Below are 26,834 nucleotides of genomic sequence, written 5' to 3' on the forward strand. Positions count from 1 at the left end.
GAGCGGGTCCATGCCCGACAGAATCGTTACTCTCTCCCATCCGGACTTTAACCGTCGGCCCCGGAATTACACCGGATCTGCTGTCCTTTGAGTTTGCACCCAAAGCGCTCGCGGGCTTTCAACTATGTTGATTTACCGCCGGTGGGGAATTTCGCCCCGCCCTGAGAATAAGCGAGATCACTATAACGCTAATGGCTAGCGGCAGCAACGCTGCAGGTTCACATAATTCTGGTTTATGCCTGTCTCTTATCGCACTACAATGTTACTCAATACCTATCAGTTCAGGGAAACTACAATGATTGACCCGAAAAAAATTGAGCAAATCGCTCGCCAGGTTCACGAATCGATGCCTAAAGGAATCAGGGAGTTCGGGGAAGATGTGGAGAAGAAAATCCGCCAAACCCTACAAGCGCAGTTGACGCGTCTCGATCTGGTAAGCCGTGAAGAATTCGACGTTCAGACGCAGGTCTTGTTACGGACTCGTGAGAAACTGGCATTGCTGGAACAGCGCATCAGTGAACTGGAAACACGCTGCACCCCGACAGCAGAAACTCAATCTCCACCAGCTATCCCACCAGTTGATAAGCCTGAATAAAATAAACAAAAACGGGCCAAATGGCCCGTAATATCAATGTTCTAATTCCAGTTCTCTTGGCTGTGTCATCTGCTGGCAATACCATGCATAGCGGGCGCAAAACCAGGTTCGATGTTCTTCATCCATATTACCGGTGACGGCCAGAATATCGACCGGGCGGCCTTCAGTATGCATTCTGGCAAAACTACGCGCCAGGAAATCGAAATTATTTAAAGAATTAAGACTATGATCCATAAGCACATCCTCCGGTTATCGCATACCTTTTAAGGCTATATGCTTTTGCTGATTTCAGTATTCCTTAATCAGTGTAGTGCCTTTAAACATAACGTGCGTAAATATATTGTTTCGGATCACACTTTTTATCGAAAAATAAAAAATAACATTAATGGACTTCCCCTTTTAAAACATCACTAACACATGTTATTATTAGCAAAGGCAAATGTAAGAAAGGAAACAATACCATTGTAAACAATGCGTCACTGAATGGACGATGGAGTGACAGATGATTTTATTTACCGACTATAACGCACCTTATCTTTTTGCTATTTCCTTTGTACTATTGATCGGTTTGTTGGAAATTATTGCCATTATCTGTGGCCATATGCTCTCCGGCGCTCTTGATGCACATCTTGATCATTACGATTCCATAACCACAGGTAATATTAGCCAGGCACTTCATTATCTCAATATTGGAAAACTGCCAGCCCTCGTCGTCCTCTGTCTGTTGGCAGGCTTTTTTGGCCTCATTGGCATTCTTCTTCAGCATGTCTGTGTCATGCTCTGGCAAACACCACTCCCAAACCTGTTCGTAGTTCCAGTTAGTTTACTGCTCACAATTATCATGGTGCATTATACCGGCAAGGTGATTGTGCCCTGGATCCCTCGCGACCATAGTACTGCCATTACAGAAGAAGAATATATTGGCTGCATGGCATTAATTACTGGTCATCAGGCCTCTTCCGGAAAACCCTGTGAAGGAAAACTCACTGATCAATTTGGTCAAATACACTATTTATTACTGGAACCCGAAAAAGGGATATTCTTCAATAAAGGCGATAAAGTATTAATTATTTGTCGACTTTCTACAACGCGGTATTTGGCTGAAAAAAATCCCTGGCCAAACATATTGTAATTATTTAATTAAAAGGAAATTTAATAATGGATGATATTGTCAACTTAGTTCCGTCATGGATGTTTACCGCGATTGTTGCCGTATGCATTCTATTTATTATCGGTATTATTTTCGCGCGGCTTTATCGTCGGGCATCCGCCGAGCAGGCATTTGTCCGTACCGGATTAGGCGGGCAAAAAGTAGTCATGAGCGGCGGCGCAATTGTTATGCCTATCTTCCATGAAATAATCCCCATCAATATGAATACATTGAAACTGGAAGTCAGTCGCTCGACAATTGATAGTCTGATCACGAAAGACCGTATGCGCGTCGATGTGGTTGTCGCTTTCTTTGTGCGCGTAAAACCTTCAGTTGAAGGAATTGCCACCGCAGCTCAGACGCTGGGGCAACGCACTCTGTCGCCTGAAGATTTACGTATGCTGGTCGAAGATAAATTCGTCGATGCCCTACGTGCGACAGCGGCACAAATGACGATGCATGAGTTGCAAGATACGCGCGAAAACTTCGTTCAGGGAGTGCAAAATACCGTTGCAGAAGACTTATCGAAAAACGGCCTGGAACTGGAAAGCGTGTCACTCACCAACTTTAACCAGACCTCCAAAGAACATTTCAACCCGAATAATGCCTTTGACGCTGAGGGTTTGACCAAGCTGACCCAGGAAACAGAACGTCGCCGCCGCGAACGTAACGAGGTTGAACAAGATGTAGAAGTTGCGGTTCGTGAAAAAAACCGTGATGCGCTGTCGCGGAAGCTGGAAATTGAACAGCAAGAAGCGTTTATGACCCTTGAGCAGGAGCAGCAGGTGAAAACCCGCACTGCCGAGCAGAACGCAAAAATTGCTGCTTTTGAAGCTGAACGTCGGCGTGAAGCAGAGCAAACGCGTATTCTTGCTGAACGTCAGATTCAGGAAACCGAAATCGACCGCGAGCAGGCCGTCCGCTCCAGAAAAGTTGAGGCTGAACGTGAAGTTCGCATTAAAGAAATCGAACAGCAACAAGTCACCGAAATCGCCAACCAAACGAAATCGATCGCCATTGCGGCCAAATCGGAACAACAATCGCAGGCAGAAGCCCGTGCCAATCTGGCTTTAGCAGAAGCAGTAAGCGCCCAGCAAAACGTAGAAACGACACGTCAGACCGCCGAAGCTGACCGTGCCAAGCAGGTAGCGCTGATTGCAGCAGCACAGGATGCGGAAACCAAAGCAGTTGAACTGACCGTGCGGGCGAAAGCAGAGAAAGAAGCTGCAGAAATGCAGGCGGCAGCCATTGTTGAGTTAGCCGAAGCTACGCGTAAAAAAGGCCTGGCAGAAGCAGAAGCGCAACGAGCGTTGAACGACGCCATCAACGTACTTTCTGACGAACAAACCAGCCTTAAATTCAAGCTGGCACTATTGCAGTCTCTGCCTGCTGTAATCGAGAAATCCGTTGAGCCGATGAAGTCTATTGACGGTATCAAGATTATTCAGGTCGATGGCTTGAATCGTGGCGGCGCTGCGGGTGATGCGACATCAGGCAGCGTTGGCGGAGGAAACCTGGCGGAGCAGGCATTATCAGCCGCTCTTTCTTACCGTACACAGGCACCGCTTATTGACTCTCTACTTAATGAAATCGGTGTTTCAGGCGGTTCGCTGGCGGCACTGACTTCACCATTGGCTTCATCGATTCCCGTCGCAGATAAAGTAGAATAAATCTTCTTATATTCACATCCCTGGCTCAAAAAGCCGGGGATTTTTTATATCTACGTTCCAGCAAAAAGTGCAAATGATCAGGCTGTTGCAGCGTTTTGCGTGACCGCTCGGGGAAGACCAAACTGCATCAGAGAAAGCATTGTGCGGGGTCTGTCACTCATCAACACTCGGAGAGTCAGTAAGGGGTTGAAACGGAAAAGCCCCTCCCAAGGAAGGGGCCTTATAGAAGGAAAGGGTTATGATGAAGTTCGTCATCATACTGGTTGTGTTGTTACTGTTAAGTTTCCCGACTTACTAACAACTCATCAGAGGGAGAGAAATCCTCCCTTACCCTTGTTCCTTTACCTTAGGTTGAAAAAACAACAGCGCCAATAGCTCTACCTGGCACGAAGCGAGATCTGCGAACCGCTTTCCAGTTAGCCTTTTTTATCCTGTTGGATCTTCTTGATGATGTTGGTTGTCGAGCAACCATCTTCGAAGTTGAGCACCAGCACTTCACCGCCGTTGGCCCAGACTTCTTTACTCCCGGCGATCTCTTCCGGTTTATAGTCGCCGCCTTTCACCAGCAGATCCGGCAGGATCCCGGCGATCAGGCGCTGCGGCGTATCTTCTTCAAATGATACCACCCAGTCGACCGCTTCCAGTGCGCCCAGTACAATCATGCGCTGTTCGAGCGGATTAACCGGACGAGAATCCCCTTTCAGCCGTTTAGTGGAGGCATCGCTGTTCACGGCGACAATCAAGCGGTCGCCCAGTTTACGGGCATTTGCCAGATAGGAGACGTGCCCGGCATGCAAAATATCGAAGACGCCGTTGGTCATCACCACTTTTTCACCGCGTTTACGCGCCGCGGCTACAGCCAGCTTCAGTTCTTCTTCAGTCATCACGCCAAAGCCGGTGTCCGCACGTCCACGTACTGCGTTTTCCAGCTCGATCGGTGAAACCGTGGACGTCCCCAATTTACCGACAACAACGCCTGCTGCCGCATTCGCAAAGAAGCAAGCTTCTTCCAGTGAATTACCCGCAGCCAGCGTTGCCGCCAGCACGCCAATCACCGTATCGCCTGCGCCAGTTACGTCATAAACTTCCTGCGCCTGAGTAGGCATATGCAGCGGCGCTTTCCCCGGTTGCAGCAGTGTCATCCCCTGTTCGGAACGGGTTACCAGCAGCGCAGAGAGTTCATAATCGGCAATCAGTTTCATGCCGCGTTCAACAATCTCTTCTTCGGTCTTACATTTACCAACAACAGCTTCAAATTCAGAGAGATTCGGCGTCAGCAGTGTAGCGCCACGGTAACGTTCAAAATCAGTACCTTTTGGATCAATCAGCACCGGAACGCCCGCTTTACGCGCTAGTTGGAGCATATGCTGTACGCTTGCCAGCGCGCCTTTGGCGTAGTCAGAAAGCACCAGCGCGCCAATCGAACCCAGCGCCTGATTAATCCGCTCGTGCAGTGGCTGCGGATCGACGCCTTCGAAACCTTCTTCAAAGTCCAGGCGAATAAGCTGTTGGTTACGGGAAAGCACCCGCAGTTTGGTAATGGTTGGATGCGTCGGCACAGAAACGAAGTCGCATTTTACGTTCACGTCCGCCAGTGATTTACTGAGCGCGCGCGCCGCATCATCAATACCTGTCAGCCCAACCAGACGCGCGTTAGCACCGAGAGAAGCGATGTTCATCGCCACGTTGGCTGCGCCGCCCGGACGTTCTTCAATGGTATTGACCTTAACCACAGGCACCGGCGCTTCCGGCGAAATACGACTGGTGGGGCCGTACCAGTAACGATCCAGCATCACATCACCAACCACCATCACTCCAGCACGTTCAAACTCTGGCAGCGTTACTTTCATTCCTGTCTCCTGAGAGATTCAAAATTTGCGCGCGATAATATCACACTTCATTCCTCCACCAGCCACTTCTGCCAGCTTGCCCGCACCAGTTCACGCTCTGCGGTGAAGCACTCATCCGGCACATGGCCCGGCAACTCCTGTAACGCCAGGTGGTGAAGTTCATCGCGAAGCGTAGTGTAAGCACGGGTTAGCGCCATCGCTTCCCGCTCTTCCATAATGTCGTTTTGCGCCAGCAGTTCCAGAATGCGCACGTTGTCTGACCAGCGCGTTAACTTTGGTTTTTCATGAGCGTAGCGCAACACCAGATATTGGGTAATAAATTCGATATCGGTAATTCCGCCCTCATCGGCTTTGATATCAAAGCGATCGCGATGTTTATTGCCGAGATGAGCGCGCATTTTCTCGCGCATTTCCCGCACTTCCGTTTGTAGGTTTTTACCTTCACGTGGCAGTGTCATAATTTCCCGACGCACCGCGTCGAATTGCGCTGTCAGTTGTGGATCGCCATACACCACACGCGCACGCACCAACGCCTGATGCTCCCACGTCCAGGCCTCGTTTTTCTGATAATCGGCAAACGCTTCTGTGGAGGTAACCAGCATTCCCGCCGCTCCGGACGGGCGCAGCCGCGCATCCACTTCATACAAAATGCCGGAAGAAGTACGTGTGCTGAACAGGTGCATAATGCGTTGCGCCAGACGCAGATAAAACTGCCGTCCGTCGATTTCCCGATCGCCGTCGGTCATTACATCCATCGGGCAATCGTGCAGGAAGATCAGATCAAGATCAGAACTGTAGCCTAACTCCCAGCCCCCCAGCTTACCGTAGCCGACCACCGCAAAACCGCGGCCTTCGCGTTCACTCAGGTGATTCGGTTTACCATAGCGGGCAACCATTTGTCCCCATGCTTGCTGTACCACAGCATCGATCATCGCCTCCGCCAGCCAGGTTAAGTGATCGCTCACTTTCATCACTGGCAGCGTTCCGGCAATATCCGCGGCAGCAATACGTAACAACTGTGCCTGTTTAAATTGACGCAACGCCTCAAGCTGTTGTTCTTCATCATCTTCTGGCACGCGCAGCAAATACTGGCGCAGTTCATCACGATATGCATCAGTCGCCGTCGGCTGGTAGAGCGTGTTCGGATCGAGCAGTTCATCCAGCAATAATGGATAACGCGCCAGTTGGCTGGCAATCATCGGAGATGCAGCGCACAGCGAAATCAAATGTTTAAGCGCCGCCGGAAATTCACTGAGCAACTCAAGATAAGTGGTACGAGTGACAATCCCCACCAACAAGGCGGTAATACGCGACAGCGTGACGGCGGCATCTTCACGCCCACAAACGTCACTCAGCAGATGCGGCATCAGATGGTCGAGTACCTGACGTCCGCGCGGCCCGATGGTACGTTTGTCTAACTCTTTACGGAAATCGGCAATCAGCGCCAGCACTTGTTTGCGATCATCCTCGCTAAGATGCGCCAGCACCGGCGTGGTGTCATCTTCCTGCAACGCATCCTGCCACAACTCACGCCACTGCTCCGATAGCGACTCTTCCTGAGTTTCGCTTTCGTCATCGCCAATCAGTTCGTTAAATACCCGGCGCACATTGGTCATATGTCCGATCAGCGCTCCGGTCAGTTGCAACCAGTCAGCGAAATCCATCGCCCACGCCAGCCGCGCACGGTTAAGCTCATCGGCTGGGAGCGTCTGGGTTTGTTCATCATTAATGCTTTGCAGCAAGTTTTCCAGACGACGCAGAAACAGATATGCCACTCGCAATTGTTCGGCATCGTTTTCAGAAAGCAGATGCAGTGCGGCAATGGCGCTGAGTGTTGGCAGTAAAGAGCGTGATTGCAGCGACGGTTCGCGTCCACCGCGAATGAGCTGAAACACCTGGACGATAAATTCAATTTCACGAATGCCACCGGCACCAAGTTTGATGTTGTCAGTAAGGCCACGACGGCGGACTTCACGGGCAATCATCCCTTTCATGTTGCGTAGCGACTGGATCACGCTGAAATCGATGTAACGGCGGAAAACAAACGGACGCAGCATCGAACGCAATTCGTTAGCATAAACGCCATCGCTATCGCCCATAATCCGCGCCTTGACCATCGCGTAACGCTCCCAGTCACGCCCCTGTTCCTGGTAATAATCTTCCAGCGCCGCGAAACTCAGCACCAGCGGGCCACTTTCACCAAACGGGCGCAGCCGCATATCCACGCGATAGACAAAGCCATCTTGCGTCGGTTGATCCAGCACTTTAATCAGCCGCTGGCCCATGCGGGTAAAGAACTGAGCATTATCCAGTTCGCGGCGTCCTCCCTGCGTGCAACCATGTTCCGGCCAGGCAAAAATCAGATCGATATCCGAGGAGAAATTCAGTTCTCCACCACCCAGCTTACCCATGCCTAAAATCAGCAGCGGTTGCGCTTCGCCCTGCGCATTACACGGCGTTCCCCATTCGCGGCAGCAGGCGTCATACAGCCAGTCACGCGCCGCGACAATCAGCGTCTCCGCCAAATGGCTGAGTTGCTGCAAAATGTTCTCTTCCGCAACCAGCGCCAGTGTTTGCGCCCAGGCAATACGCACCATAATGCGCCGACGGAACAGCCGCAGTTCGCGCATTAAGCTGGCTTCATCGTTTACATCACTGAGCGCCTTCTGTAACCATGCAGCGTAATGCTGCCATTCGTCGGCCTGCGGTGGTTCGCTTTCCAGTTCCACCAACCACTCTGGATGCGCAATCACACTGTCCTGCACAAAATCACTGAAGGTAAGTACTGACTTCGCCTGTGAGCTAAGTGATTCCTCGGCTAAAGGCGCTGGCAGCCGCTCAACAACGGTCTGCCAGTACTGCTGTAACGGTGAAGAGAGCGGCTTCATACGCGATTTTATCCTTGCCTGATTAACGTTTTCCGCTGTGCAACCAGAACGGTTCCTGATTGTTTGCCTCATTACGGAAATGTTCAATTTCAATGCGTTGCCCGGTCGCAATAGCGTGACGCAGCCCCTGCCAGTTCTCCAGCCAGGCTTGCGCGACGAGAGGATCGTAATAACCTGCCAGCAGCAATACGGAGTCAATATCACGCGTAAGACGTGGCAACTGATCACGATAGCGATCGCCCAACGGCTGGCAAAAAACACTTTTCAGCTCAGCGGCGTGGCGGGAGAGATGGATATCAGCAAAGCGTTTAAAGGAATCACTCATTTTGCTCTGCGCTTTGCTATCTAAAAACGGCTGCCAGGCTTTGCTTACCAGCCATTCGGTCAACGCCAGTTTCGCCATTGCCGTTTCGGTAGAGTAGACAGCCGTTACGGCAGAAACCGCAGAAACAATTGTCGCTTCACATTGGGTCAGCAGATCACGTAAGTGAGTGCTCGCTTTACGTGGGACAATGCCACCGAACAGCATCAGCGTATGACGAACCAGGCCGATGGCTGCCAACACTTGCTCTTTCGCCGCATCGTTGCCGCGTACCCACAGCTCCTCATGATACTGCCATTGCGCTAATGCCAGCTCCAGCGCCGCTTCCAGCCCCTGCTCGACATCCGCTTTTGCCGCAACATGCAGAATAGAGGTGGGTTTAATTTCACGCGCAGGATTGCCCTGTGCCAGGTGATAACCACGTGCGGCTTTGCTCAGGCTGCCCTGACGCAATCCGGTTTGCGATACCAGTTGGCTCGCCAGTTTCAGCACCGCGCGCGTTTCACCGCTAAGTAATTCCAGCTCCAGTTCGCAGATGGGTTCAGCAAATTCACCGGCTTTCACTTCCCCCAAATCGAGGGCAATCTCAATCTGGCTGCCATCAACATCTACCAACCATTTTTCGCGATAAAAATCAGTGCTGAACAGCGGCTGTACGCGGGAAGCAAGATCGGCAGGTAATTCATTGTTTGGCCAGACTTCTACTGGAAACTGTGCCAGATCGAGGTTCGCCTCACTCAACGCAACGTTATATTCCGGTCGCTGGTGTAACCCGCCCGTTACCCGCCCGGCAACTTTCATGGTCATCTCATAGCGACCATTTTCGCCACGAATACGCAGGCCCATATCGTGCCCACGCAGCCAGTTATCCGGCGTTTCGTAGTAGACGTTGAGCAACTGCACGGGGTCATGATGCTCACCGCCCAGCGTATTGAGATGGTCACGCAACGCCTCAACGGCACTGTGATTAACAATAAACTTTAATTCGATTTCCTGAGCCATGGCCTTTACTTATCGGTTATGTCACATAAGTGACGATGAACGGCGAACTAAATGCGATCTTTTTTGTCAGTAGATAGTATTTTGCGCCAAATTGCCATGCAACGAGCATTTTGACGGGCGTAAAAGTTTGAAACAGTGGCAAGAGCTGACACAGAGGATTCCGATTGATGCCGAATGCTTTGCGTAGCGACACTGATGCCACTACTATCGTTCCACTTTCCATGACAATAACGACAGCCTGATGCCAAAATTACGCCTGATCGCACTAACTTTACTCGCGCTTAGCGCCACTGCCGTCTCTCACGCGGAAGAAAAGCGCTATGTTTCTGACGAACTGAATACCTGGGTCCGCAGTGGCCCGGGAGATAATTATCGCCTCGTGGGCACGGTTAACGCCGGTGAGGAAGTGACATTATTACAAACTGACGCCAACACCAGTTACGCCCAGGTGAAAGACAGCTCTGGTCGTACCGCCTGGATCCCGTTGAAACAACTTAGCACAGAGCCAAGTCTACGCTCCCGTGTGCCAGATCTGGAAAATCAGGTCAAAACCCTGACTAATAAGCTCACCAATATCGATAACACCTGGAATCAGCGCACGGCAGAAATGCAGCAGAAAGTGGCGCAGAGCGACAGCGTGATCAACGGGTTAAAAGAAGAAAATCAGAAGCTGAAAAACGAACTGATTGTCGCCCAGAAAAAAGTTGATGCCGCCAGCGTGCAACTGGATGACAAACAGCGCACCATCATCATGCAGTGGTTTATGTATGGTGGCGGCGTGCTGGGGCTTGGCTTGCTGCTCGGTCTGGTATTGCCGCACCTGATCCCAACGCGCAAACGTAAAGATCGCTGGATGAACTAAATCGCCTTCTTCGTCACACTATCTTATTATTAGGAATTGTGTATTTGACGAAGGGAAAATGGCGTGAAGATTTATCTGGTCGGTGGTGCGGTTCGGGATGCGTTATTAGGGCTACCGGTCAAAGACAGAGATTGGGTGGTTGTCGGCAGCACGCCACAACAGATGCTTGACGCGGGCTACCAGCAGGTAGGCCGCGATTTTCCTGTTTTTCTGCATCCGCAAACGCATGAAGAGTATGCGCTGGCGCGTACCGAGCGGAAATCCGGTTCGGGATACACAGGTTTTACCTGTTATGCCGCGCCTGATGTCACGCTGGAAGATGATCTTCAGCGTCGCGATCTGACTATCAATGCGCTGGCCCAGGATGATGACGGCGATATTATCGATCCGTACAACGGTCTGGGCGATCTGCAAAGCCGTCTTCTGCGCCATGTTTCCCCCGCTTTTGGCGAGGATCCGCTACGCGTGCTACGCGTAGCGCGTTTTGCCGCACGTTATGCTCATCTCGGTTTTCGTATTGCCGATGAAACAATGACGTTGATGCGCGAGATGACCCACGCGGGTGAACTGGAACACCTGACGCCCGAACGCGTGTGGAAAGAAACTGAAAGCGCCCTCACAACCCGCAATCCACAGGTGTTCTTTCAGGTACTACGCGATTGCGGCGCATTACGCGTTTTATTCCCGGAGATCGACGCGTTGTTTGGTGTCCCCGCTCCGGCGAAATGGCACCCGGAAATCGATACTGGTATTCACACCTTAATGACACTCTCAATGGCGGCGATGCTAAGTCCGCAGGTCGATGTCCGTTTCGCAACGTTATGCCACGATCTCGGTAAAGGGCTAACGCCGCCGGAGCTGTGGCCACGTCATCATGGTCATGGTCCAGCAGGCGTGAAATTAGTAGAACAATTGTGCCAGCGCCTGCGCGTCCCTAATGAAATCCGCGATTTAGCCAAACTGGTCGCGGAGTTTCACGATCTCATCCACACCTTCCCAATGCTGAATCCGAAAACCATCGTCAAATTGTTTGATTCCATCGATGCCTGGCGTAAACCGCAGCGTGTCGAGCAACTGGCGCTGACCAGCGAGGCAGACGTGCGCGGTCGAACCGGTTTTGAAGCGGCAGATTACCCACAAGGACGCTGGTTACGTGAAGCGTGGGAAGTAGCGCAGTCAGTACCAACAAAGGCGGTTGTTGACGCAGGATTTAAAGGCGTGGAGATCCGCGAGGAGCTGACACGACGCCGAATTGCGGCGGTGGCTACCTGGAAGGAACAACGTTGCCCAAAGCCTGAATAAGTTTTGGGCATTTTGCCGGATGCGGCATAAACGCCTTATCCGGCTACATGTCAACGACGGTTGTAGGCCTGATAAGACGCGCAAGCGTCGCATCAGGCGTTGATTGCCGGATGCGGCGTGAACGACTTATCCGGCCTACGCAATCGTGGACAATTCCAGGCATCCGACACTGTTCTTCACATCAAAAGAACACAACGTACACCGCAGCCGCCACAATAAAGCGATAAATGGCGAACGGGATAAACGAAATCCGCTTAATTAATTGCAGGAAGGTTTTAATCGCAATCAGCGCCACCACAAAGGCGGTGAAAAACCCAACGGCAAACATCGGGATATCACCGGTTGTCAGGAACCCCCAACTTTTGTAGAGATCGAGCGCCGTTGCGCCCATCATCATCGGCACCGCCAGCAGGAACGAGAACTCAGAAGCGGCGTAACGACTCACGCCCATCAGCATCCCACCAGAAATAGTCGCTCCGGAGCGGGAGAAACCCGGCCACAGCGCCAGACACTGGAAACAGCCAATCATAAACGCCTGACGATATGTCATATCATCCAGACCCGGCGCGCGCGGCTCTTTCGGCTTCAGGCATTCCGCGGCAATCAACAATAGACCGCCAACGACCAGCGCGTACATGACATTTATCGGGTTAAACAATGACTTAATCGTATCGTGGAATAACAGCCCCAGGACAACTGCCGGGATCATCCCCAGTAAAATGTGGATCAGCGTTAACCGGCCTTTGCTTTCTCCTTCGCGCTGCAATGGACGGCCAAAATGAATGCCAATCAGGCCAAACAAACGCCGCCAGAACATGACAACCACAGCCAGAATCGATCCTAACTGGATAACGACTTCAAAGGTTTTCGCCGTATCGCCCTCAAATCCCAACAAATGACCGACAATAATCATGTGGCCCGTGCTGGATACCGGCAGAAATTCTGTCAATCCTTCGACCACACCCAATATTGCCGCTATCAGCAGCGAGTGCATATCGCTCATCAATAAACCCCTAAATTATAAAAATATACCGCTTGTCCAAACTACTGCAGTATGACCCGCTTATAACCATTTGGTTTAACAGCTATAAAATTAATTATTCTCTTTCAGATTATTGCCACGCTCAATGATTACGCCAACATTAACAGCGCGCGCCACTGCACCTGGCTTGCTGAGTTTGATGCGCACCCACGGAGAGTTAAAGCGAGTCAGTAGCAATTCCGCCACCTCTTCCGCCACGCGTTCCACTAACGCAAAACGCGCCCCCTCGACGTGGCTAACCACCGTTTCTGCGATGTCTGCGTAGCTGAGGCAGTCCGCCACATCATCGCTTTTCGCCGCTTTACGGTTATCCCACGCCATTTCGATATCGAACACCAGCTTCTGCTCGATGGTCTGTTCCCAGTCGTAAACACCAATAGTGGTGATTACCGAAAGTTGCTCTATAAATACAATATCCATCACGACCTGCTCGCTTTTTGGCTAACCCGGATACCACTTCCGGCGAAATGTGCGTATTATCCACGGATTCATCGTTAAACACGAATTTTCAAAACGGAACAGCTTATGAGTGCAATCGCGCCTGGAATGATCCTCATCGCGTACCTCTGCGGCTCCATTTCCAGTGCCATTCTGGTTTGCCGCTTGTGTGGTCTGCCCGATCCGCGAACCAGCGGCTCCGGTAATCCTGGCGCAACCAATGTATTACGTATCGGTGGCAAGGGAGCAGCCGTAGCAGTACTGATTTTCGACGTTCTGAAAGGAATGTTGCCCGTTTGGGGCGCGTATGTATTAGGTGTCAGCCCCTTCTGGTTAGGCTTAATTGCCATAGCTGCCTGTCTTGGACATATCTGGCCGGTTTTCTTCGGTTTTAAAGGGGGGAAAGGCGTTGCCACCGCTTTTGGTGCAATAGCCCCGATTGGCTGGGATTTAACGGGCGTGATGGCGGGAACCTGGCTGCTTACCGTGCTATTGAGTGGATATTCGTCGCTGGGGGCGATTGTCAGCGCGCTGATTGCTCCGTTTTATGTCTGGTGGTTTAAGCCACAATTCACCTTCCCGGTTTCGATGCTCTCTTGCCTGATCCTGCTGCGTCATCATGACAACATCCAGCGTCTGTGGCGTCACCAGGAGACAAAAATCTGGACGAAATTCAAAAGAAAGCGCGAAAAAGATCCTGAGTGATTTTTCAGCCCGTGCTTATCCTTTTCACAGGCTGAATCATAGCCTTACGCAGCCGGTAACTCTGCCAGTGGCCAGCGCGGACGCACACTCACGCCGAGATCCGCCGTCGCGCCTGCTTTAAACCGCACCATTCCGGCATAGGCGATCATCGCGCCGTTATCGGTACAAAACTCCGGACGCGCGTAGAATACCTCGCCACGACGCTTTTTCATCATTTCCGCCAGTTTCGCCCGCAGCGTGCGGTTAGCACTCACGCCGCCTGCCATGACCAGTCGCTTAAAGCCCGTCTGATCCAGCGCTCGCTTACACTTAATCATCAACGTATCGACCACCGCATCTTCAAAGGCGCGAGCGATATCAGCACGCGTCTGGTCGTCGGTGCCGTTGTCACGAATGGTATTTGCCGCGAAGGTTTTCAGGCCAGAGAAGCTGAAATCCAGCCCCGGACGGTCGGTCATCGGACGCGGGAAGACAAAGCGCCCGGCAGTACCCTGGGCGGCCATTTTCGACAGTAACGGCCCGCCTGGATAATCCAGCCCCAGCAGCTTCGCGGTCTTATCAAACGCTTCCCCGGCAGCGTCATCAATGGACTCACCGAGCAACTCGTACTGACCAATACCAGTGACGCTGATTAACTGCGTATGACCGCCGGAAACCAGCAGCGCGACAAACGGAAATTCCGGTGGGTTATCTTCCAGCATCGGCGCTAACAGATGCCCTTCCATATGGTGTACCGGGATCGCCGGAATGCCCCAGGCAAACGCCAGCGAACGCCCAACCGTTGCGCCAACCAACAGCGCGCCGACTAATCCAGGGCCTGCGGTATAGGCCACTGCATCAATATCTTTTGCTGTCAGCCCGGACTCTTTCAGCGCCGCCTGGATCAACGGTACGGTTTTACGCACGTGATCGCGGGAGGCCAGTTCAGGCACTACGCCGCCGTAGTCAGCGTGTAATTTCACCTGACTATACAATTGGTTGGCTAACAAACCTTTTTCATCGTCGTAAATGGCGATGCCGGTTTCATCGCAAGAAGTTTCAATACCCAGTACACGCATGACTTGTTTTACCTCGCTTTATTACCGCGCAGTGTAGGACCAATGCGGGTTGATGTAAAACTTTGTTCGCCCCTGGAGAAAGCCTCGTGTATACTCCTCACCCTTATAAAAGTCCCTTTCAAAAAAGGCCGCGGTGCTTTACAAAGCAGCAGCAATTGCAGTAAAATTCCGCACCATTTTGAAATAAGCTGGCGTTGATGCCAGCGGCAAACCGAATTAATCAAAGGTGAGAGGCACATGCCGGTAATTAAAGTACGTGAAAACGAGCCGTTCGACGTAGCTCTGCGTCGCTTCAAGCGTTCCTGCGAAAAAGCAGGTGTTCTGGCGGAAGTTCGTCGTCGTGAATTCTATGAAAAACCGACTACCGAACGTAAGCGCGCTAAAGCTTCTGCAGTGAAACGTCACGCGAAGAAACTGGCTCGCGAAAACGCACGCCGTACTCGTCTGTACTAATTCCCCGAGAGCGTTGCTCTCCGATCAGACCGAGTTGTAGTTGTAAGGCCGTGCTTCCGAAAGGAATGCGCGGCTTATTTTCGTTTATGAATTGCTAAAAATCGGGGCCTATGGCTGGACGAATCCCACGCGTATTCATTAATGATCTGCTGGCGCGCACTGACATCGTCGATCTGATCGATGCTCGTGTGAAGCTAAAAAAGCAGGGCAAGAATTTTCACGCGTGTTGTCCATTCCACAACGAAAAAACCCCGTCCTTCACCGTCAACGGTGAGAAACAGTTTTACCACTGCTTTGGATGTGGCGCGCACGGCAACGCGATCGACTTTCTGATGAACTACGACAAACTCGAGTTCGTCGAAACGGTCGAAGAGTTGGCGGCAATGCACAATCTTGAAGTGCCATTTGAAGCAGGCAGCGGCCCCAGCCAGATAGAGCGCCATCAACGGCAAACTCTTTATCAGTTGATGGACGGTCTGAATACGTTTTACCAACAATCTTTACAGCAACCTGTTGCTACATCTGCGCGCCAGTATCTGGAAAAACGCGGATTAAGCCATGAGGTAATCGCCCGTTTTGCGATTGGTTTTGCGCCCCCCGGCTGGGACAACGTCCTGAAACGGTTTGGCGACAATCCAGAAAATCGCCAGTCATTGATTGATGCAGGCATGTTGGTAACCAACGATCAGGGTCGCAGTTACGATCGTTTCCGCGAGCGGGTGATGTTCCCCATTCGCGATAAACGCGGTCGGGTGATTGGTTTTGGTGGGCGCGTGCTGGGCAACGATACCCCAAAATACCTGAACTCACCGGAAACTGATATTTTCCATAAAGGCCGCCAGCTTTACGGTCTTTATGAAGCGCAGCAGGATAACGCTGAACCCCAGCGTCTGTTGGTGGTCGAAGGCTATATGGACGTGGTTGCTCTGGCGCAATACGGTATTAATTACGCCGTTGCATCGTTGGGTACATCGACCACTGCCGATCACATTCAGTTGTTGTTCCGCGCGACCAACAATGTCATTTGCTGTTATGACGGCGACCGCGCAGGTCGTGATGCCGCGTGGCGAGCGTTAGAAACTGCGCTGCCCTATATGACAGATGGTCGTCAGCTACGCTTTATGTTTTTACCGGATGGCGAAGACCCTGACACGCTGGTACGCAAAGAAGGTAAAGAGGCGTTTGAAGCGCGTATGGAGCAGGCCATGCCGCTCTCTGCGTTTCTGTTTAACAGCCTGATGCCGCAAGTTGATCTGAGCACACCTGACGGGCGTGCGCGTTTAAGTACGTTGGCGCTGCCGCTGATTTCTCAGGTGCCCGGAGAAACATTGCGCATCTATCTTCGTCAGGAATTAGGCAACAAGTTAGGCATACTTGATGACAGCCAGCTTGAACGATTAATGCCGAAAGCAGCGGAGAACGGTGTTTCTCGTCCTGTTCCGCAGCTAAAACGCACGACCATGCGTATACTTGTAGGGTTGCTGGTGCAAAATCCAGAATTAGCGACGTTAGTCCCGCCGCTGGAAAATCTGGATCAAAATAAGCTCCCCGGACTTGGCTTATTCAGAGAACTGGTCAACACTTGTCTCTCTCAGCCAGGTCTGACCACCGGGCAACTTTTAGAGCACTATCGTGGCACAAATAATGCTGCCACCCTTGAAAAACTGTCGATGTGGGACGATATAGCAGATAAGAATATTGCTGAGCAAACCTTCACCGACTCACTCAACCATATGTTTGATTCGTTGCTTGAACTGCGCCAGGAAGAGTTAATCGCTCGTGAGCGCACGCATGGTTTAAGTAATGAAGAACGCCTGGAACTCTGGACATTAAACCAGGAGCTGGCGAAAAAGTGATTTAACGGCTTAAGTGCCGAATAGCGATCGGGAAGCCCCCGACAGCCGCACTGAGAGGCAGCGGCAATGATATAAGTACGCCCTCGTAATTATCGTTGGCGGTAAACAACCGTTGGATTTCAGCATTAATATCTGAATGATATCCGGTCAATCGCCCAACACCAACCTCATGAAATAAGTGTGGATACCGTCTTATGGAGCAAAACCCGCAGTCACAGCTAAAACTTCTTGTCACCCGTGGTAAGGAGCAAGGCTATCTGACCTATGCCGAGGTCAATGACCATCTGCCGGAAGATATCGTCGATTCCGATCAGATCGAAGACATCATCCAAATGATCAATGACATGGGCATTCAGGTGATGGAAGAAGCGCCGGATGCCGATGATCTGATGCTGGCTGAAAACACAGCAGACGAAGATGCTGCCGAAGCCGCCGCACAGGTGCTTTCCAGCGTGGAATCTGAAATCGGGCGCACGACTGACCCGGTACGCATGTACATGCGTGAAATGGGCACCGTTGAACTGTTGACCCGCGAAGGCGAAATTGACATCGCTAAACGCATCGAAGACGGGATCAACCAGGTTCAATGCTCCGTTGCTGAATATCCAGAAGCGATTACCTATCTGCTGGAACAGTACGATCGCGTTGAAGCGGAAGAAGCACGTCTGTCCGATCTGATCACCGGCTTTGTCGATCCGAACGCAGAAGAAGAACTGGCACCAACCGCCACTCACGTCGGTTCAGAGCTTTCTCAGGAAGATCTGGACGATGACGAAGATGAAGACGAAGAAGATGCCGACGACGACAGCGCCGACGATGACAACAGCATCGACCCGGAACTGGCTCGCGAAAAATTTGCTGAACTGCGTGCCCAGTATGTTGTAACGCGCGACACCATCAAAGCGAAAGGCCGCAGTCACGCAGCCGCTCAGGAAGAGATCCTGAAACTGTCTGAAGTGTTCAAACAGTTCCGCCTGGTGCCGAAGCAGTTTGACTACCTGGTCAACAGCATGCGCGTCATGATGGATCGCGTTCGTACACAAGAACGTCTGATCATGAAGCTCTGCGTTGAGCAGTGCAAAATGCCGAAGAAAAACTTCATCACCCTGTTTACCGGCAACGAAACCAGCGATACCTGGTTCAATGCAGCGATTGCGATGAACAAACCGTGGTCGGAAAAACTGCACGATGTCTCTGAAGAAGTGCATCGCGCCCTGCAGAAACTGCAGCAAATTGAAGAAGAAACCGGCCTGACCATTGAGCAGGTTAAAGACATCAACCGCCGTATGTCCATCGGTGAAGCGAAAGCCCGCCGTGCGAAGAAAGAGATGGTTGAAGCGAACTTACGTCTGGTTATTTCTATCGCCAAGAAATATACCAACCGTGGCTTGCAGTTCCTCGATCTGATTCAGGAAGGCAACATCGGTCTGATGAAAGCGGTTGATAAGTTCGAATACCGTCGTGGTTATAAGTTCTCCACCTACGCAACCTGGTGGATCCGTCAGGCGATCACCCGCTCTATCGCGGATCAGGCACGCACCATTCGTATTCCGGTGCATATGATTGAGACTATCAACAAGCTCAACCGTATTTCTCGCCAGATGCTGCAAGAGATGGGCCGCGAGCCGACGCCGGAAGAACTGGCTGAACGTATGTTGATGCCGGAAGATAAGATCCGTAAAGTGCTGAAGATCGCCAAAGAGCCAATCTCCATGGAAACGCCGATCGGTGATGATGAAGATTCGCATCTGGGGGATTTCATCGAGGATACCACCCTCGAACTACCGCTGGATTCTGCGACCACCGAAAGCCTGCGTGCGGCAACGCACGACGTGCTGGCTGGCCTGACCGCGCGTGAAGCGAAAGTTCTGCGTATGCGTTTCGGTATCGACATGAACACCGACCACACGCTGGAAGAAGTGGGTAAACAGTTCGACGTTACCCGTGAACGTATCCGTCAGATCGAAGCGAAGGCGCTGCGCAAACTGCGTCACCCGAGCCGTTCTGAAGTGCTGCGTAGCTTCCTGGACGATTAATCTGTAGGCCGGATAACACGTTCACGTCATATCCGGCACTCGTCTTGCTACTCTAACGCCACCTTTCTGGTGGCGTTTTTTATCGCCCACGCACTACCAGTGCCTGATCCAACTCCCGATATGCCTCAACCAGTTTCTCCAGAGAAACTCGACTTAAACCGCTGGGATTCGGCAATACCCAAATCTGCGTCGAACCAATGGTCAGCGTTTGTTTCCCCCACTGCACGCCTCGCTGACTGAATCCCTGTTCATACGCCTGCTTACCCAGAATCGCCAACGCCTGCGGCTGATAATTCTCAATTTTTTCAATTAGCTTGCGCCCACCTGCGTGCAATTCCTGCTTTGACACTTCATTAGCCTGCACCGTTGGCCTGTCAACCAGTTTGGTGACGCCACAACGATAATCCAGCAGATGCTGCGCTTCCTGCGGCTTCAACTGACGGTCGGTAAACCCGGCCTGATAAATCACCTTCCAGAAGCGATTCGCCGGATGGGCAAACGGAAAACCAGACTCCGCGGAAGAAAGACCCGGATTGATGCCACAAAACACCACACGCAATCCTGGAGCAAGAATATCGTCAACCATATTAACTCCTGAACAACACAACCCGCAGGAAGTATAACGAATTGAAAACACATTGTTTATAAAAACAGCAGCCGCGCGGTAATGGCTGGATTGCGACACGGAGTTACTTTATAATCCGCTACCATGGCCCCTTAGCTCAGTGGTTAGAGCAGGCGACTCATAATCGCTTGGTCGCTGGTTCAAGTCCAGCAGGGGCCACCAGACACAGCAAAAGGCTGACGAGAAATCGTCAGCCTTTTGTTTTTTTCTTTCTGTTCAATCACTTCGCGTGCCAATAAGCCGCTGCGCGTACCCGTTGTGGATCATACTGTTCCGCTTCAAAGCGACGGCTTAAATTCTTAACCACTTTTCCTTCACCGGTTATCCAGATGAAGTAATCATCGGCAGGAATTGCCAACTGCGCCAGACGCGCGTCCACCGCCTGCTCATCATGCGTCAGCCATTCGATGTTAAAACCGTCAAGGTGCGCGAGATAATCCTGACAGGCGTTATCCCGCACGCTGACCAGCGCAGTAACTTGCGGTTTAACGGCAAGTTTGCTCAACGTTTCCAGGCGGCGGCGCAGTGCAGGCATTCCGGACTCATCGCAGACATACACCTGATACGCGTAATCCTCCGGCACCACCAGCGAACCTCGCGGTCCGGCCACCGTGAGTTTATCGTCTGGTTGCGCCTGCATCGCCCAGCCGCTGGCGACGCCGCCGTCGTGTATAAAGAAATCGATCGCCAGTTCATGGCGTTGTTCATCGTACAGCGGCGTATAGTCACGCGACGGCGGGCGCGGTCCTTCCGGCCAGACGATACCTTCTTCCGTTACTGTTGGCGGCACAAAATGAGCGTCAGTTTGAGGAAAGAAGAGTTTGCTGTGATCGTCAAAGCCGCGCGACGTAAAACCGTCCAGCGCCTCGCCGCCAAGGACAATACGCTGAAAACCGGCGCTGATACGCTCAACACGTAACACAGTCAGTTCACGGAAGCGCAGATCATTTCGAACGCGCTGTGGGTAGCGGGGAGAATTAGTCATTGTTATCGCCTTCGTGATGGTAATCAGATATATCTAAATAAAATTCACAAATGATAATGATTGCTAATCATGATAAATGCAAGCAATTTGTAGAATTGATATATCTGAAGTATGTGAAGGCATTCAGCACCATAGCAAGGCTGCCGGATGCGGCGTGAACGCCTTATCCGGCCTACATGTTGAGCACATCTGCGTTTAAAAATCATTTTTGCACTTGCAGTAATGCTCACATTAGATATAAATTAGATATATCTAATTAAGCAACAGGAGGCTGATTATGAGCCATCATCACGAAGGGTGTTGTAAACATGAAGGCCAGCCACGCCATGAAGGCTGCTGCAAAGGTGAGAAGTCAGAACACGAGCACTGCGGGCACGGTCATCAGCATGAGCACGAGCATGGTCAATGCTGCGGTGGTCGTCACGGTCGCGGCGGTGGTCGTCGGCAGCGTTTCTTTGGTCACGGTGAATTGCGTCTGGTGATTCTGGATATTCTTTCACGCGATGACAGCCACGGTTACGAGTTGATTAAAGCGATTGAGAATCTGACCCAGGGAAATTACACCCCAAGTCCGGGCGTCATCTATCCGACGCTGGATTTTCTCCAGGAGCAGTCGCTGATTACCATCCGCGAAGAAGAAGGCGGCAAGAAGCAGATTGCGCTGACCGAACAGGGCGCGCAGTGGCTGGAAGAAAATCGCGAACAAGTGGAAATGATTGAAGAGCGGATCAAAGCCCGCTGCGTTGGCGCTGCGCTACGCCAGAACCCGCAAATGAAGCGGGCGCTGGATAATTTTAAAGCGGTGCTGGACTTACGTGTCAACCAGAGTGACATCAGCGACGCGCAGATAAAAAAGATCATTGCGGTAATTGACCGCGCCGCTTTTGATATTACGCAACTGGATTAATCACCGATTGCCGGATGCGGCGTGAACGCCTTATCAGCCTACACGCCCGTAGGCCTGATAAGATGCGCCAGCATCGCATCAGGCATTGTGTACCAACCATGATATCCGGCATACCGATTAATGCAGCACCGTCACCGCGTCTTCCAGTCGGCTGGCGCGGTGTTTAACCATCGCTGACACCTGCGCGCTCTCTTCCACCAGCTCGGCGTTTTTCTGGGTAATCAGGTTAAGCTCATCTACCGCACGGGTCAGACTGGAAAGCCCATCAGCTTGTTCCTGCGTTGAATGGCTAATCTGAGCAATCAACTGAGTTACGTTTTTCACCTGCGCCACAATATCGTCCATCGTCCGTCCGGCAGCGTGCACTTGTTGTGAACCGGATTGCACCTTATCAGCACTGGCATCGATCAGCTTGCGAATATCGTTGGCAGCATTGGCGCTGCGGCTGGCTAAATGACGTACTTCGCCCGCAACCACCGCAAAACCTTTACCCTGCTCTCCGGCACGCGCCGCTTCCACCGCCGCATTCAGCGCGAGGATATTGGTCTGAAAAGCAATATCGTTAATCAGCGAAGTAATAGTGCCAATGCGCTGAGTACTGTCTGCAATATCATCCATCGTTTTGATCACCGTGGTCATCGCTTCCCCGCCCTGCACTGCCGCATTACTGGCGGTAATAGAAAGTTTATCGGCAGCCGAAGCCGTGGCAGAGTTCTGTTTTACCGACGCTGCCATCTGATTCATGGTCGCTACCGTTTGCTGAACATTATCTACCGTCTGCTGAGTATGTTCGTTAAGTTCATCGGTGCCTTTTGCCAGCGTTTCACTGCCGCTTCTGACGCTGGAAACCTGGCTTGATACGTCATTAATCAACCAGCGGCACATCAAACCAAGCTGCCCTACTGCCCGCAACGTCAACCCCAGTTCATCACTGCGATTCAGATGATCAACACTGTTACACTCACCGGTCGCCACCTTCAGCGCCTGGCTGGCGACATTTTCTATCGGACGAATAATCTGCCATTCAAAACAGGCAATTCCTGACAGCATCACTAACGCACAGAGGAAATAATTCACCACTGGTGCGGCGGCAAACCAGAGCATGGTCGCCAGCGCGATAAACATCAGCGCCATCACTCCACGCGCCCGCCAGCGAAGCGGCAATGAAGGGAGTTTTCCCAACCAGCCTTTACGCACCACTAAACCTTTATGGATACGCTTATTTGTGCGCCCGACATTCAACGCCTTGTACAGCGGCTCTACCGCTGCGATCTCTTTATCCGTCGCCCGCGTGCGAATCGACATATAGCCACTGATTTTGCCATCGCGCACCATCGGCACCGCGTTCGCCCGCACCCAATAATGATCGCCATTTTTATGCCGATTTTTCACGATTCCACTCCAGGGTTCCCCCTGTTTCAGGGTGTACCACATATCAGCAAAGGCCGCTTTCGGCATATCCGGATGGCGCACCATGTTATGCGGCTGCCCCTGTAACTCCCGCAATGTATAGCCGCTAATCTGCACAAAAGTGTCATTAGCATGTGTGATATAGCTTTGTAGATTGGTAGTAGACATCAGAGTGGTATCGTCAGCCAGCGGGATATTTTGCTGGGTGACATACGGATGAGAAGACATAATCGCGTCCTGTGCAGGTTATATTGTTGTTAACTTCTTGTCGGAAGTTATGTCGGCCCCGGCGCGGTTATCTTTAGCGGTTTAATTTGATTTAGATCGCAATTTGCGATTAAAGCACAAAATGTAATTCATTGATTTAAAATACTTTCACCATGTTACTATGCGATAACATTAATTACATTGCCCAAAAAACAGGCATTTGCTGCCCTGAAAGAGTGCATTTACATAACAAGCGCAAAATCCATACTCGATAGAAATCGTACCAAATAACAACAAATGTTAACAATCAGCATTAAATGTTGCATAGATGATTGCCGCATTTGTGTTTATCCCGATTTTCGCAATCGCAGCCGGAGTGGCGCAATCCCTGCAATACTTAAATCGGTATCATGTGATACGCGAGCCTCCGGAGCATATTTTGAACAGGTTACCTTCGAGCGCATCGGCTTTAGCGTGCAGCGCCCACGCCCTGAATCTCATTGAAAAGCGAACGCTGGATCATGAGGAGATGAAAGCACTTAACCGGGAGGTGATTGAATACTTCAAAGAACATGTCAATCCGGGATTTTTAGAGTATCGCAAATCTGTTACCGCTGGCGGGGATTACGGAGCCGTAGAGTGGCAAGCGGGAGGTTTAAATACGCTTGTCGACACCCAGGGACAGGAGTTTATTGACTGCCTGGGAGGTTTTGGAATTTTCAACGTGGGGCACCGTAATCCAGTTGTAGTTTCCGCCGTACAGAATCAACTTGCGAAACAGCCACTGCATAGCCAGGAGTTGCTCGATCCGTTACGGGCGATGCTGGCGAAAACCCTTGCCGCGCTGACGCCCGGTAAACTGAAATACAGCTTCTTCTGTAATAGCGGCACCGAGTCCGTTGAAGCGGCGCTAAAACTGGCGAAGGCTTATCAGTCACCGCGCGGCAAATTTACTTTTATTGCTACCAGCGGCGCGTTCCACGGCAAATCGCTTGGCGCACTGTCGGCCACGGCGAAATCGACCTTCCGCAAACCGTTTATGCCGCTGCTGCCGGGTTTCCGTCATGTACCGTTTGGCAATATTGAAGCCATGCGCACAGCCCTTAGCGAGTGCAAAAAAACCGGTGATGATGTTGCCGCAGTGATCCTTGAGCCAATTCAGGGCGAAGGTGGTGTAATTCTGCCGCCGCCGGGTTATCTCACCGCCGTACGTAAGCTGTGCGATGAGTTCGGCGCACTGATGATCCTCGATGAAGTGCAAACGGGCATGGGGCGCACGGGCAAGATGTTCGCCTGCGAACATGAGAACGTTCAGCCGGACATCCTGTGCCTGGCGAAAGCCCTCGGCGGCGGCGTGATGCCGATTGGCGCGACCATCGCCACCGAAGAGGTATTCTCAGTGCTGTTCGACAATCCGTTTCTGCATACCACCACTTTTGGCGGCAACCCGCTGGCCTGTGCGGCAGCGCTGGCAACCATCAACGTGTTGCTGGAACAGAATTTACCGGCCCAGGCTGAGCAAAAAGGCGATATGTTGCTGGACGGTTTCCGTCAACTGGCGCGGGAATATCCCGATCTGGTGCAGGACGCGCGCGGCAAAGGAATGTTGATGGCGATTGAGTTTGTTGATAACGAAATCGGCTACAACTTTGCCAGCGAGATGTTCCGCCAGCGCGTGCTGGTTGCCGGAACGCTCAACAATGCCAAAACGATCCGCATTGAACCGCCACTGACACTGAGCATTGAACAGTGTGAACAGGTGATCAAAGCGGCGCGTAAGGCGCTGGCCGCCATGCGAGTAAGTGTCGAAGAGGCGTAATACCGATGGCGGATAGCGAGGCAAATTCGCCATCCGCCATTTTTTATACGATACGCACACCCGCAGGCATCATCCGCTCCGGCGCTAATAACACGCTTTCACTGCCGTCATCAGTTTCTGCACACAACAGCATGCATTCCGAGGTTTCACCGCGCATTTTTGCTTTTTGCAGATTGCACAGTACCACCACCGTTTTACCCATCAGCTCTTCTTCGCGGTAGTACGGCACCAGGCTGGTCACGGTTTGCAGCGTTCTTTCACCGACATCAACCTGTACGATGTACAGCTTGTCGGCGTTTTCATGGCGTTTAACTTCCACAATCTTCCCGACACGCATTTCCAGACGCGCAAAATCAGCGTAAGCCACGGTTTCCATTGTTTCTCCCCTTCGAGTAAAATTTTACTAAACTATAGCAAAAGTTTTTCTGAATCCTGTAGGCTAAAAATAGAGAATGCAGGCGTGATCACATTCGTAAGCCACTGTGTTACCGTTACAGCGTCAAAGAAACGCGCTTTATTTACTGAAAACAGGTGACCCAATAAGCACTTCCTCTACAATGAAGGCGCACATCAGGGAAAGTAAAAAAGGTAAACATGGCAACACTAAAAGACATCGCAATCGAAGCTGGCGTATCCCTGGCGACAGTATCCAGGGTCTTAAATGACGATCCGACATTGAATGTAAAGGAAGAGACGAAACATCGCATTCTGGAGATCGCAGAAAAGCTGGAGTACAAGACCAGCAGCGCCCGTAAATTACAGACTGGTGCAGTCAACCAGCACAATATTCTGGCCATCTACAGCTACCAGCAGGAGCTGGAGATCAACGACCCTTACTATTTGGCGATCCGTCACGGCATTGAAACCCAGTGCGAAAAGCTGGCGATCGAACTGACCAACTGTTATGAGCACAACGGCTTGCCGGACATTAAAAACGTCACCGGCATTTTAATTGTCGGCAAGCCCACGCCTGCCCTACGCGCCGCCGCCAGTGCGTTAACCGATAATATCTGTTTTATCGACTTTCACGAGCCAGGCAGCAATTACGATGCGGTAGATATCGATCTGGCACGCATCAGTAAAGAAATCATCGATTTCTATATTGCTCAGGGTGTAAATCGCATCGGTTTTATTGGCGGCGAAGACGAGCCAGGCAAAGCAGATATTCGCGAAGCGGCATTTGTCGAGTATGGTCATCTCAAGCACGTTGTGCGCGAAGAGGATATCTGGCGCGGCGGTTTTTCCAGCTCGTCAGGCTATGAACTGGCAAAACAAATGCTGGCGCGGGAAAACTACCCGAAGGCATTGTTTGTCGCTTCCGATTCCATTGCTATCGGCGTACTACGGGCAATTCATGAACGTGGCCTGAACATCCCGCAGGATATTTCGCTTATCAGCGTTAACGACATTCCTACCGCGCGATTTACCTTTCCGCCGCTCTCAACCGTGCGAATCCATTCCGAGATGATGGGAAGCCAGGGCGTTAATCTGGTGTATGAAAAGGCTCGCGATGGTCGCGCGCTGCCGCTGCTAGTCTTCGTTCCCAGCAAATTAAAACTGCGCGGTACAACCCGCTAAATCCCCTCACACACTGTCTGGCAATCGTTTTTGCCGGACAGTGCTGCCGTTTATTTTCGTGATCCAGTTAAAGT

At 51.6% G+C, this 26,834-nt stretch carries 24 protein-coding genes, 1 tRNA gene and 1 riboswitch; of the genes, 14 read left to right on the forward strand and 11 right to left on the reverse strand.

Translation table 11 applies throughout. The features are described 5' to 3' along the window. Window positions 1–24: 24 nt before the first annotated feature. Window positions 25–173: riboswitch (FMN riboswitch) on the reverse strand. 122 nt (window positions 174–295) lie between these two features. Next, window positions 296–595 carry a ubiquinone biosynthesis accessory factor UbiK gene (ubiK, locus tag A1SC_RS09430; protein ID WP_001517114.1) on the forward strand — a complete coding sequence of 100 codons (300 nt, stop codon included), beginning with the start codon at window positions 296–298 and terminating at the stop codon, window positions 593–595. Window positions 596–628: 33 nt separating this feature from the next. Here ubiK and glgS read toward each other — a convergent pair whose 3' ends face one another. Next, window positions 629–829, reverse strand: coding sequence for a cell surface composition regulator GlgS (gene glgS / locus A1SC_RS09425; RefSeq protein ID WP_001517115.1), 201 nt, complete (start codon window positions 827–829; stop codon window positions 629–631). 268 nt (window positions 830–1,097) lie between these two features. Here glgS and A1SC_RS09420 point away from each other — a divergent pair, with 268 nt between their 5' ends. From A1SC_RS09420 to ibsE, 3 genes are all read left to right on the forward strand, one after another. After that, on the forward strand, window positions 1,098–1,727 hold the full coding sequence (locus A1SC_RS09420; RefSeq protein ID WP_016262564.1) for an OB-fold-containig protein: 630 nt from the start codon (window positions 1,098–1,100) through the stop codon (window positions 1,725–1,727). A 26-nt stretch (window positions 1,728–1,753) separates the two neighbouring features. Then, complete coding sequence (locus A1SC_RS09415) at window positions 1,754–3,415, forward strand: flotillin family protein (RefSeq protein WP_000341014.1); 1,662 nt, start codon at window positions 1,754–1,756, stop codon at window positions 3,413–3,415. Window positions 3,416–3,653: 238 nt separating this feature from the next. Beyond that, on the forward strand, window positions 3,654–3,713 hold the full coding sequence (ibsE, locus tag A1SC_RS25190) for a type I toxin-antitoxin system Ibs family toxin (protein ID WP_001387082.1): 60 nt from the start codon (window positions 3,654–3,656) through the stop codon (window positions 3,711–3,713). Between the two features lie 118 nt (window positions 3,714–3,831). Here ibsE and hldE read toward each other — a convergent pair whose 3' ends face one another. The 3 genes from hldE to ygiF are packed head-to-tail and all read right to left on the reverse strand — an operon-like array spanning window position 3,832 to window position 9,477. Then, a complete protein-coding gene (hldE, locus tag A1SC_RS09410) occupies window positions 3,832–5,265 on the reverse strand; it encodes a bifunctional D-glycero-beta-D-manno-heptose-7-phosphate kinase/D-glycero-beta-D-manno-heptose 1-phosphate adenylyltransferase HldE (protein ID WP_016262565.1) in 1,434 nt (477 codons plus the stop codon). 47 nt (window positions 5,266–5,312) lie between these two features. Further along, window positions 5,313–8,153, reverse strand: a complete 2,841-nt coding sequence (glnE, locus tag A1SC_RS09405) for a bifunctional [glutamate--ammonia ligase]-adenylyl-L-tyrosine phosphorylase/[glutamate--ammonia-ligase] adenylyltransferase (protein WP_010378851.1) — start codon at window positions 8,151–8,153, stop codon at window positions 5,313–5,315. Between the two features lie 22 nt (window positions 8,154–8,175). Further along, window positions 8,176–9,477, reverse strand: coding sequence for an inorganic triphosphatase (gene ygiF / locus A1SC_RS09400; RefSeq protein WP_000046322.1), 1,302 nt, complete (start codon window positions 9,475–9,477; stop codon window positions 8,176–8,178). 241 nt (window positions 9,478–9,718) lie between these two features. Here ygiF and A1SC_RS09395 point away from each other — a divergent pair, with 241 nt between their 5' ends. Then, window positions 9,719–10,339 carry a TIGR04211 family SH3 domain-containing protein gene (locus tag A1SC_RS09395; protein WP_001125318.1) on the forward strand — a complete coding sequence of 207 codons (621 nt, stop codon included), beginning with the start codon at window positions 9,719–9,721 and terminating at the stop codon, window positions 10,337–10,339. A 63-nt stretch (window positions 10,340–10,402) separates the two neighbouring features. Beyond that, entirely contained in the window at window positions 10,403–11,641 is a 1,239-nt protein-coding gene (cca, locus tag A1SC_RS09390) for a fused tRNA nucleotidyltransferase/2',3'-cyclic phosphodiesterase/2' nucleotidase/phosphatase Cca (protein WP_001517122.1), read from the forward strand. Between the two features lie 181 nt (window positions 11,642–11,822). Here the strand turns inward: cca and bacA are convergent, their stop codons facing one another. Next, a complete protein-coding gene (gene bacA, locus A1SC_RS09385) occupies window positions 11,823–12,644 on the reverse strand; it encodes an undecaprenyl-diphosphate phosphatase (RefSeq protein WP_016249227.1) in 822 nt (273 codons plus the stop codon). A 90-nt stretch (window positions 12,645–12,734) separates the two neighbouring features. Continuing rightward, window positions 12,735–13,103, reverse strand: a complete 369-nt coding sequence (folB, locus tag A1SC_RS09380; RefSeq protein WP_010378860.1) for a bifunctional dihydroneopterin aldolase/7,8-dihydroneopterin epimerase — start codon at window positions 13,101–13,103, stop codon at window positions 12,735–12,737. 105 nt (window positions 13,104–13,208) lie between these two features. On the opposite strand from folB, the gene plsY reads away from it, so the two are divergent. Beyond that, window positions 13,209–13,826, forward strand: coding sequence for a glycerol-3-phosphate 1-O-acyltransferase PlsY (plsY, locus tag A1SC_RS09375; protein WP_001272800.1), 618 nt, complete (start codon window positions 13,209–13,211; stop codon window positions 13,824–13,826). 44 nt (window positions 13,827–13,870) lie between these two features. On the opposite strand, the gene tsaD is transcribed toward plsY, so the two are convergent. After that, the gene (tsaD, locus tag A1SC_RS09370; protein ID WP_016262566.1) at window positions 13,871–14,884 is read right to left on the reverse strand and encodes a tRNA (adenosine(37)-N6)-threonylcarbamoyltransferase complex transferase subunit TsaD; all 1,014 of its coding nucleotides are present in this window, start codon (window positions 14,882–14,884) and stop codon (window positions 13,871–13,873) included. Between the two features lie 237 nt (window positions 14,885–15,121). On the opposite strand from tsaD, the gene rpsU reads away from it, so the two are divergent. The 3 genes from rpsU to rpoD all read left to right on the forward strand — a co-directional run bounded on the left by rpsU (window position 15,122) and on the right by rpoD (window position 19,229). Continuing rightward, entirely contained in the window at window positions 15,122–15,337 is a 216-nt protein-coding gene (gene rpsU / locus A1SC_RS09365; RefSeq protein WP_001144069.1) for a 30S ribosomal protein S21, read from the forward strand. A gap of 110 nt (window positions 15,338–15,447) precedes the next feature. Then, entirely contained in the window at window positions 15,448–17,193 is a 1,746-nt protein-coding gene (gene dnaG / locus A1SC_RS09360) for a DNA primase (RefSeq protein ID WP_016262567.1), read from the forward strand. Between the two features lie 194 nt (window positions 17,194–17,387). Next, on the forward strand, window positions 17,388–19,229 hold the full coding sequence (gene rpoD / locus A1SC_RS09355; RefSeq protein WP_000437384.1) for an RNA polymerase sigma factor RpoD: 1,842 nt from the start codon (window positions 17,388–17,390) through the stop codon (window positions 19,227–19,229). Window positions 19,230–19,308: 79 nt separating this feature from the next. Here rpoD and mug read toward each other — a convergent pair whose 3' ends face one another. After that, entirely contained in the window at window positions 19,309–19,815 is a 507-nt protein-coding gene (mug, locus tag A1SC_RS09350; RefSeq protein WP_000227305.1) for a G/U mismatch-specific DNA glycosylase, read from the reverse strand. A gap of 125 nt (window positions 19,816–19,940) precedes the next feature. On the opposite strand from mug, the gene A1SC_RS09345 reads away from it, so the two are divergent. After that, window positions 19,941–20,016 (forward strand) — tRNA-Ile (locus A1SC_RS09345). A gap of 58 nt (window positions 20,017–20,074) precedes the next feature. On the opposite strand, the gene nfeF is transcribed toward A1SC_RS09345, so the two are convergent. Further along, the gene (gene nfeF / locus A1SC_RS09340) at window positions 20,075–20,839 is read right to left on the reverse strand and encodes an NADPH-dependent ferric chelate reductase NfeF (protein WP_016262568.1); all 765 of its coding nucleotides are present in this window, start codon (window positions 20,837–20,839) and stop codon (window positions 20,075–20,077) included. Window positions 20,840–21,116: 277 nt separating this feature from the next. Between nfeF and nfeR the strand changes: the two genes are divergently transcribed. Continuing rightward, the gene (gene nfeR, locus A1SC_RS09335) at window positions 21,117–21,746 is read left to right on the forward strand and encodes a DNA-binding transcriptional regulator NfeR (RefSeq protein WP_000017992.1); all 630 of its coding nucleotides are present in this window, start codon (window positions 21,117–21,119) and stop codon (window positions 21,744–21,746) included. A 117-nt stretch (window positions 21,747–21,863) separates the two neighbouring features. Here nfeR and aer read toward each other — a convergent pair whose 3' ends face one another. After that, entirely contained in the window at window positions 21,864–23,384 is a 1,521-nt protein-coding gene (aer, locus tag A1SC_RS09330; RefSeq protein WP_000094660.1) for an aerotaxis sensor receptor Aer, read from the reverse strand. Between the two features lie 418 nt (window positions 23,385–23,802). On the opposite strand from aer, the gene ygjG reads away from it, so the two are divergent. Then, a complete protein-coding gene (ygjG, locus tag A1SC_RS09325; protein ID WP_032141512.1) occupies window positions 23,803–25,182 on the forward strand; it encodes a putrescine aminotransferase in 1,380 nt (459 codons plus the stop codon). Window positions 25,183–25,225: 43 nt separating this feature from the next. Here the strand turns inward: ygjG and A1SC_RS09320 are convergent, their stop codons facing one another. Continuing rightward, window positions 25,226–25,558, reverse strand: a complete 333-nt coding sequence (locus tag A1SC_RS09320) for a tRNA-binding protein (protein WP_000450593.1) — start codon at window positions 25,556–25,558, stop codon at window positions 25,226–25,228. A gap of 218 nt (window positions 25,559–25,776) precedes the next feature. Between A1SC_RS09320 and ebgR the strand changes: the two genes are divergently transcribed. Further along, window positions 25,777–26,760, forward strand: coding sequence for a transcriptional regulator EbgR (gene ebgR / locus A1SC_RS09315; RefSeq protein WP_016262569.1), 984 nt, complete (start codon window positions 25,777–25,779; stop codon window positions 26,758–26,760). Window positions 26,761–26,834: the final 74 nt, after the last annotated feature.

The organism is Escherichia sp. KTE52, assembly GCF_000408325.1.
GTDB lineage: Bacteria > Pseudomonadota > Gammaproteobacteria > Enterobacterales > Enterobacteriaceae > Escherichia > Escherichia marmotae.

Coding starts and splice junctions, on each gene's coding strand:
- ubiK (WP_001517114.1), top strand. CDS start 296: ATGATTGACCCGAAAAAAATTGAGCAAATCGCTCGCCAGGTTCACGAA.
- glgS (WP_001517115.1), bottom strand. CDS start 829: ATGGATCATAGTCTTAATTCTTTAAATAATTTCGATTTCCTGGCGCGT.
- A1SC_RS09420 (WP_016262564.1), top strand. CDS start 1,098: ATGATTTTATTTACCGACTATAACGCACCTTATCTTTTTGCTATTTCC.
- A1SC_RS09415 (WP_000341014.1), top strand. CDS start 1,754: ATGGATGATATTGTCAACTTAGTTCCGTCATGGATGTTTACCGCGATT.
- hldE (WP_016262565.1), bottom strand. CDS start 5,265: ATGAAAGTAACGCTGCCAGAGTTTGAACGTGCTGGAGTGATGGTGGTT.
- glnE (WP_010378851.1), bottom strand. CDS start 8,153: ATGAAGCCGCTCTCTTCACCGTTACAGCAGTACTGGCAGACCGTTGTT.
- ygiF (WP_000046322.1), bottom strand. CDS start 9,477: ATGGCTCAGGAAATCGAATTAAAGTTTATTGTTAATCACAGTGCCGTT.
- A1SC_RS09395 (WP_001125318.1), top strand. CDS start 9,719: ATGCCAAAATTACGCCTGATCGCACTAACTTTACTCGCGCTTAGCGCC.
- bacA (WP_016249227.1), bottom strand. CDS start 12,644: ATGAGCGATATGCACTCGCTGCTGATAGCGGCAATATTGGGTGTGGTC.
- folB (WP_010378860.1), bottom strand. CDS start 13,103: ATGGATATTGTATTTATAGAGCAACTTTCGGTAATCACCACTATTGGT.
- plsY (WP_001272800.1), top strand. CDS start 13,209: ATGAGTGCAATCGCGCCTGGAATGATCCTCATCGCGTACCTCTGCGGC.
- tsaD (WP_016262566.1), bottom strand. CDS start 14,884: ATGCGTGTACTGGGTATTGAAACTTCTTGCGATGAAACCGGCATCGCC.
- rpsU (WP_001144069.1), top strand. CDS start 15,122: ATGCCGGTAATTAAAGTACGTGAAAACGAGCCGTTCGACGTAGCTCTG.
- dnaG (WP_016262567.1), top strand. CDS start 15,448: ATGGCTGGACGAATCCCACGCGTATTCATTAATGATCTGCTGGCGCGC.
- rpoD (WP_000437384.1), top strand. CDS start 17,388: ATGGAGCAAAACCCGCAGTCACAGCTAAAACTTCTTGTCACCCGTGGT.
- mug (WP_000227305.1), bottom strand. CDS start 19,815: ATGGTTGACGATATTCTTGCTCCAGGATTGCGTGTGGTGTTTTGTGGC.
- nfeF (WP_016262568.1), bottom strand. CDS start 20,839: ATGACTAATTCTCCCCGCTACCCACAGCGCGTTCGAAATGATCTGCGC.
- nfeR (WP_000017992.1), top strand. CDS start 21,117: ATGAGCCATCATCACGAAGGGTGTTGTAAACATGAAGGCCAGCCACGC.
- aer (WP_000094660.1), bottom strand. CDS start 23,384: ATGTCTTCTCATCCGTATGTCACCCAGCAAAATATCCCGCTGGCTGAC.
- A1SC_RS09320 (WP_000450593.1), bottom strand. CDS start 25,558: ATGGAAACCGTGGCTTACGCTGATTTTGCGCGTCTGGAAATGCGTGTC.
- ebgR (WP_016262569.1), top strand. CDS start 25,777: ATGGCAACACTAAAAGACATCGCAATCGAAGCTGGCGTATCCCTGGCG.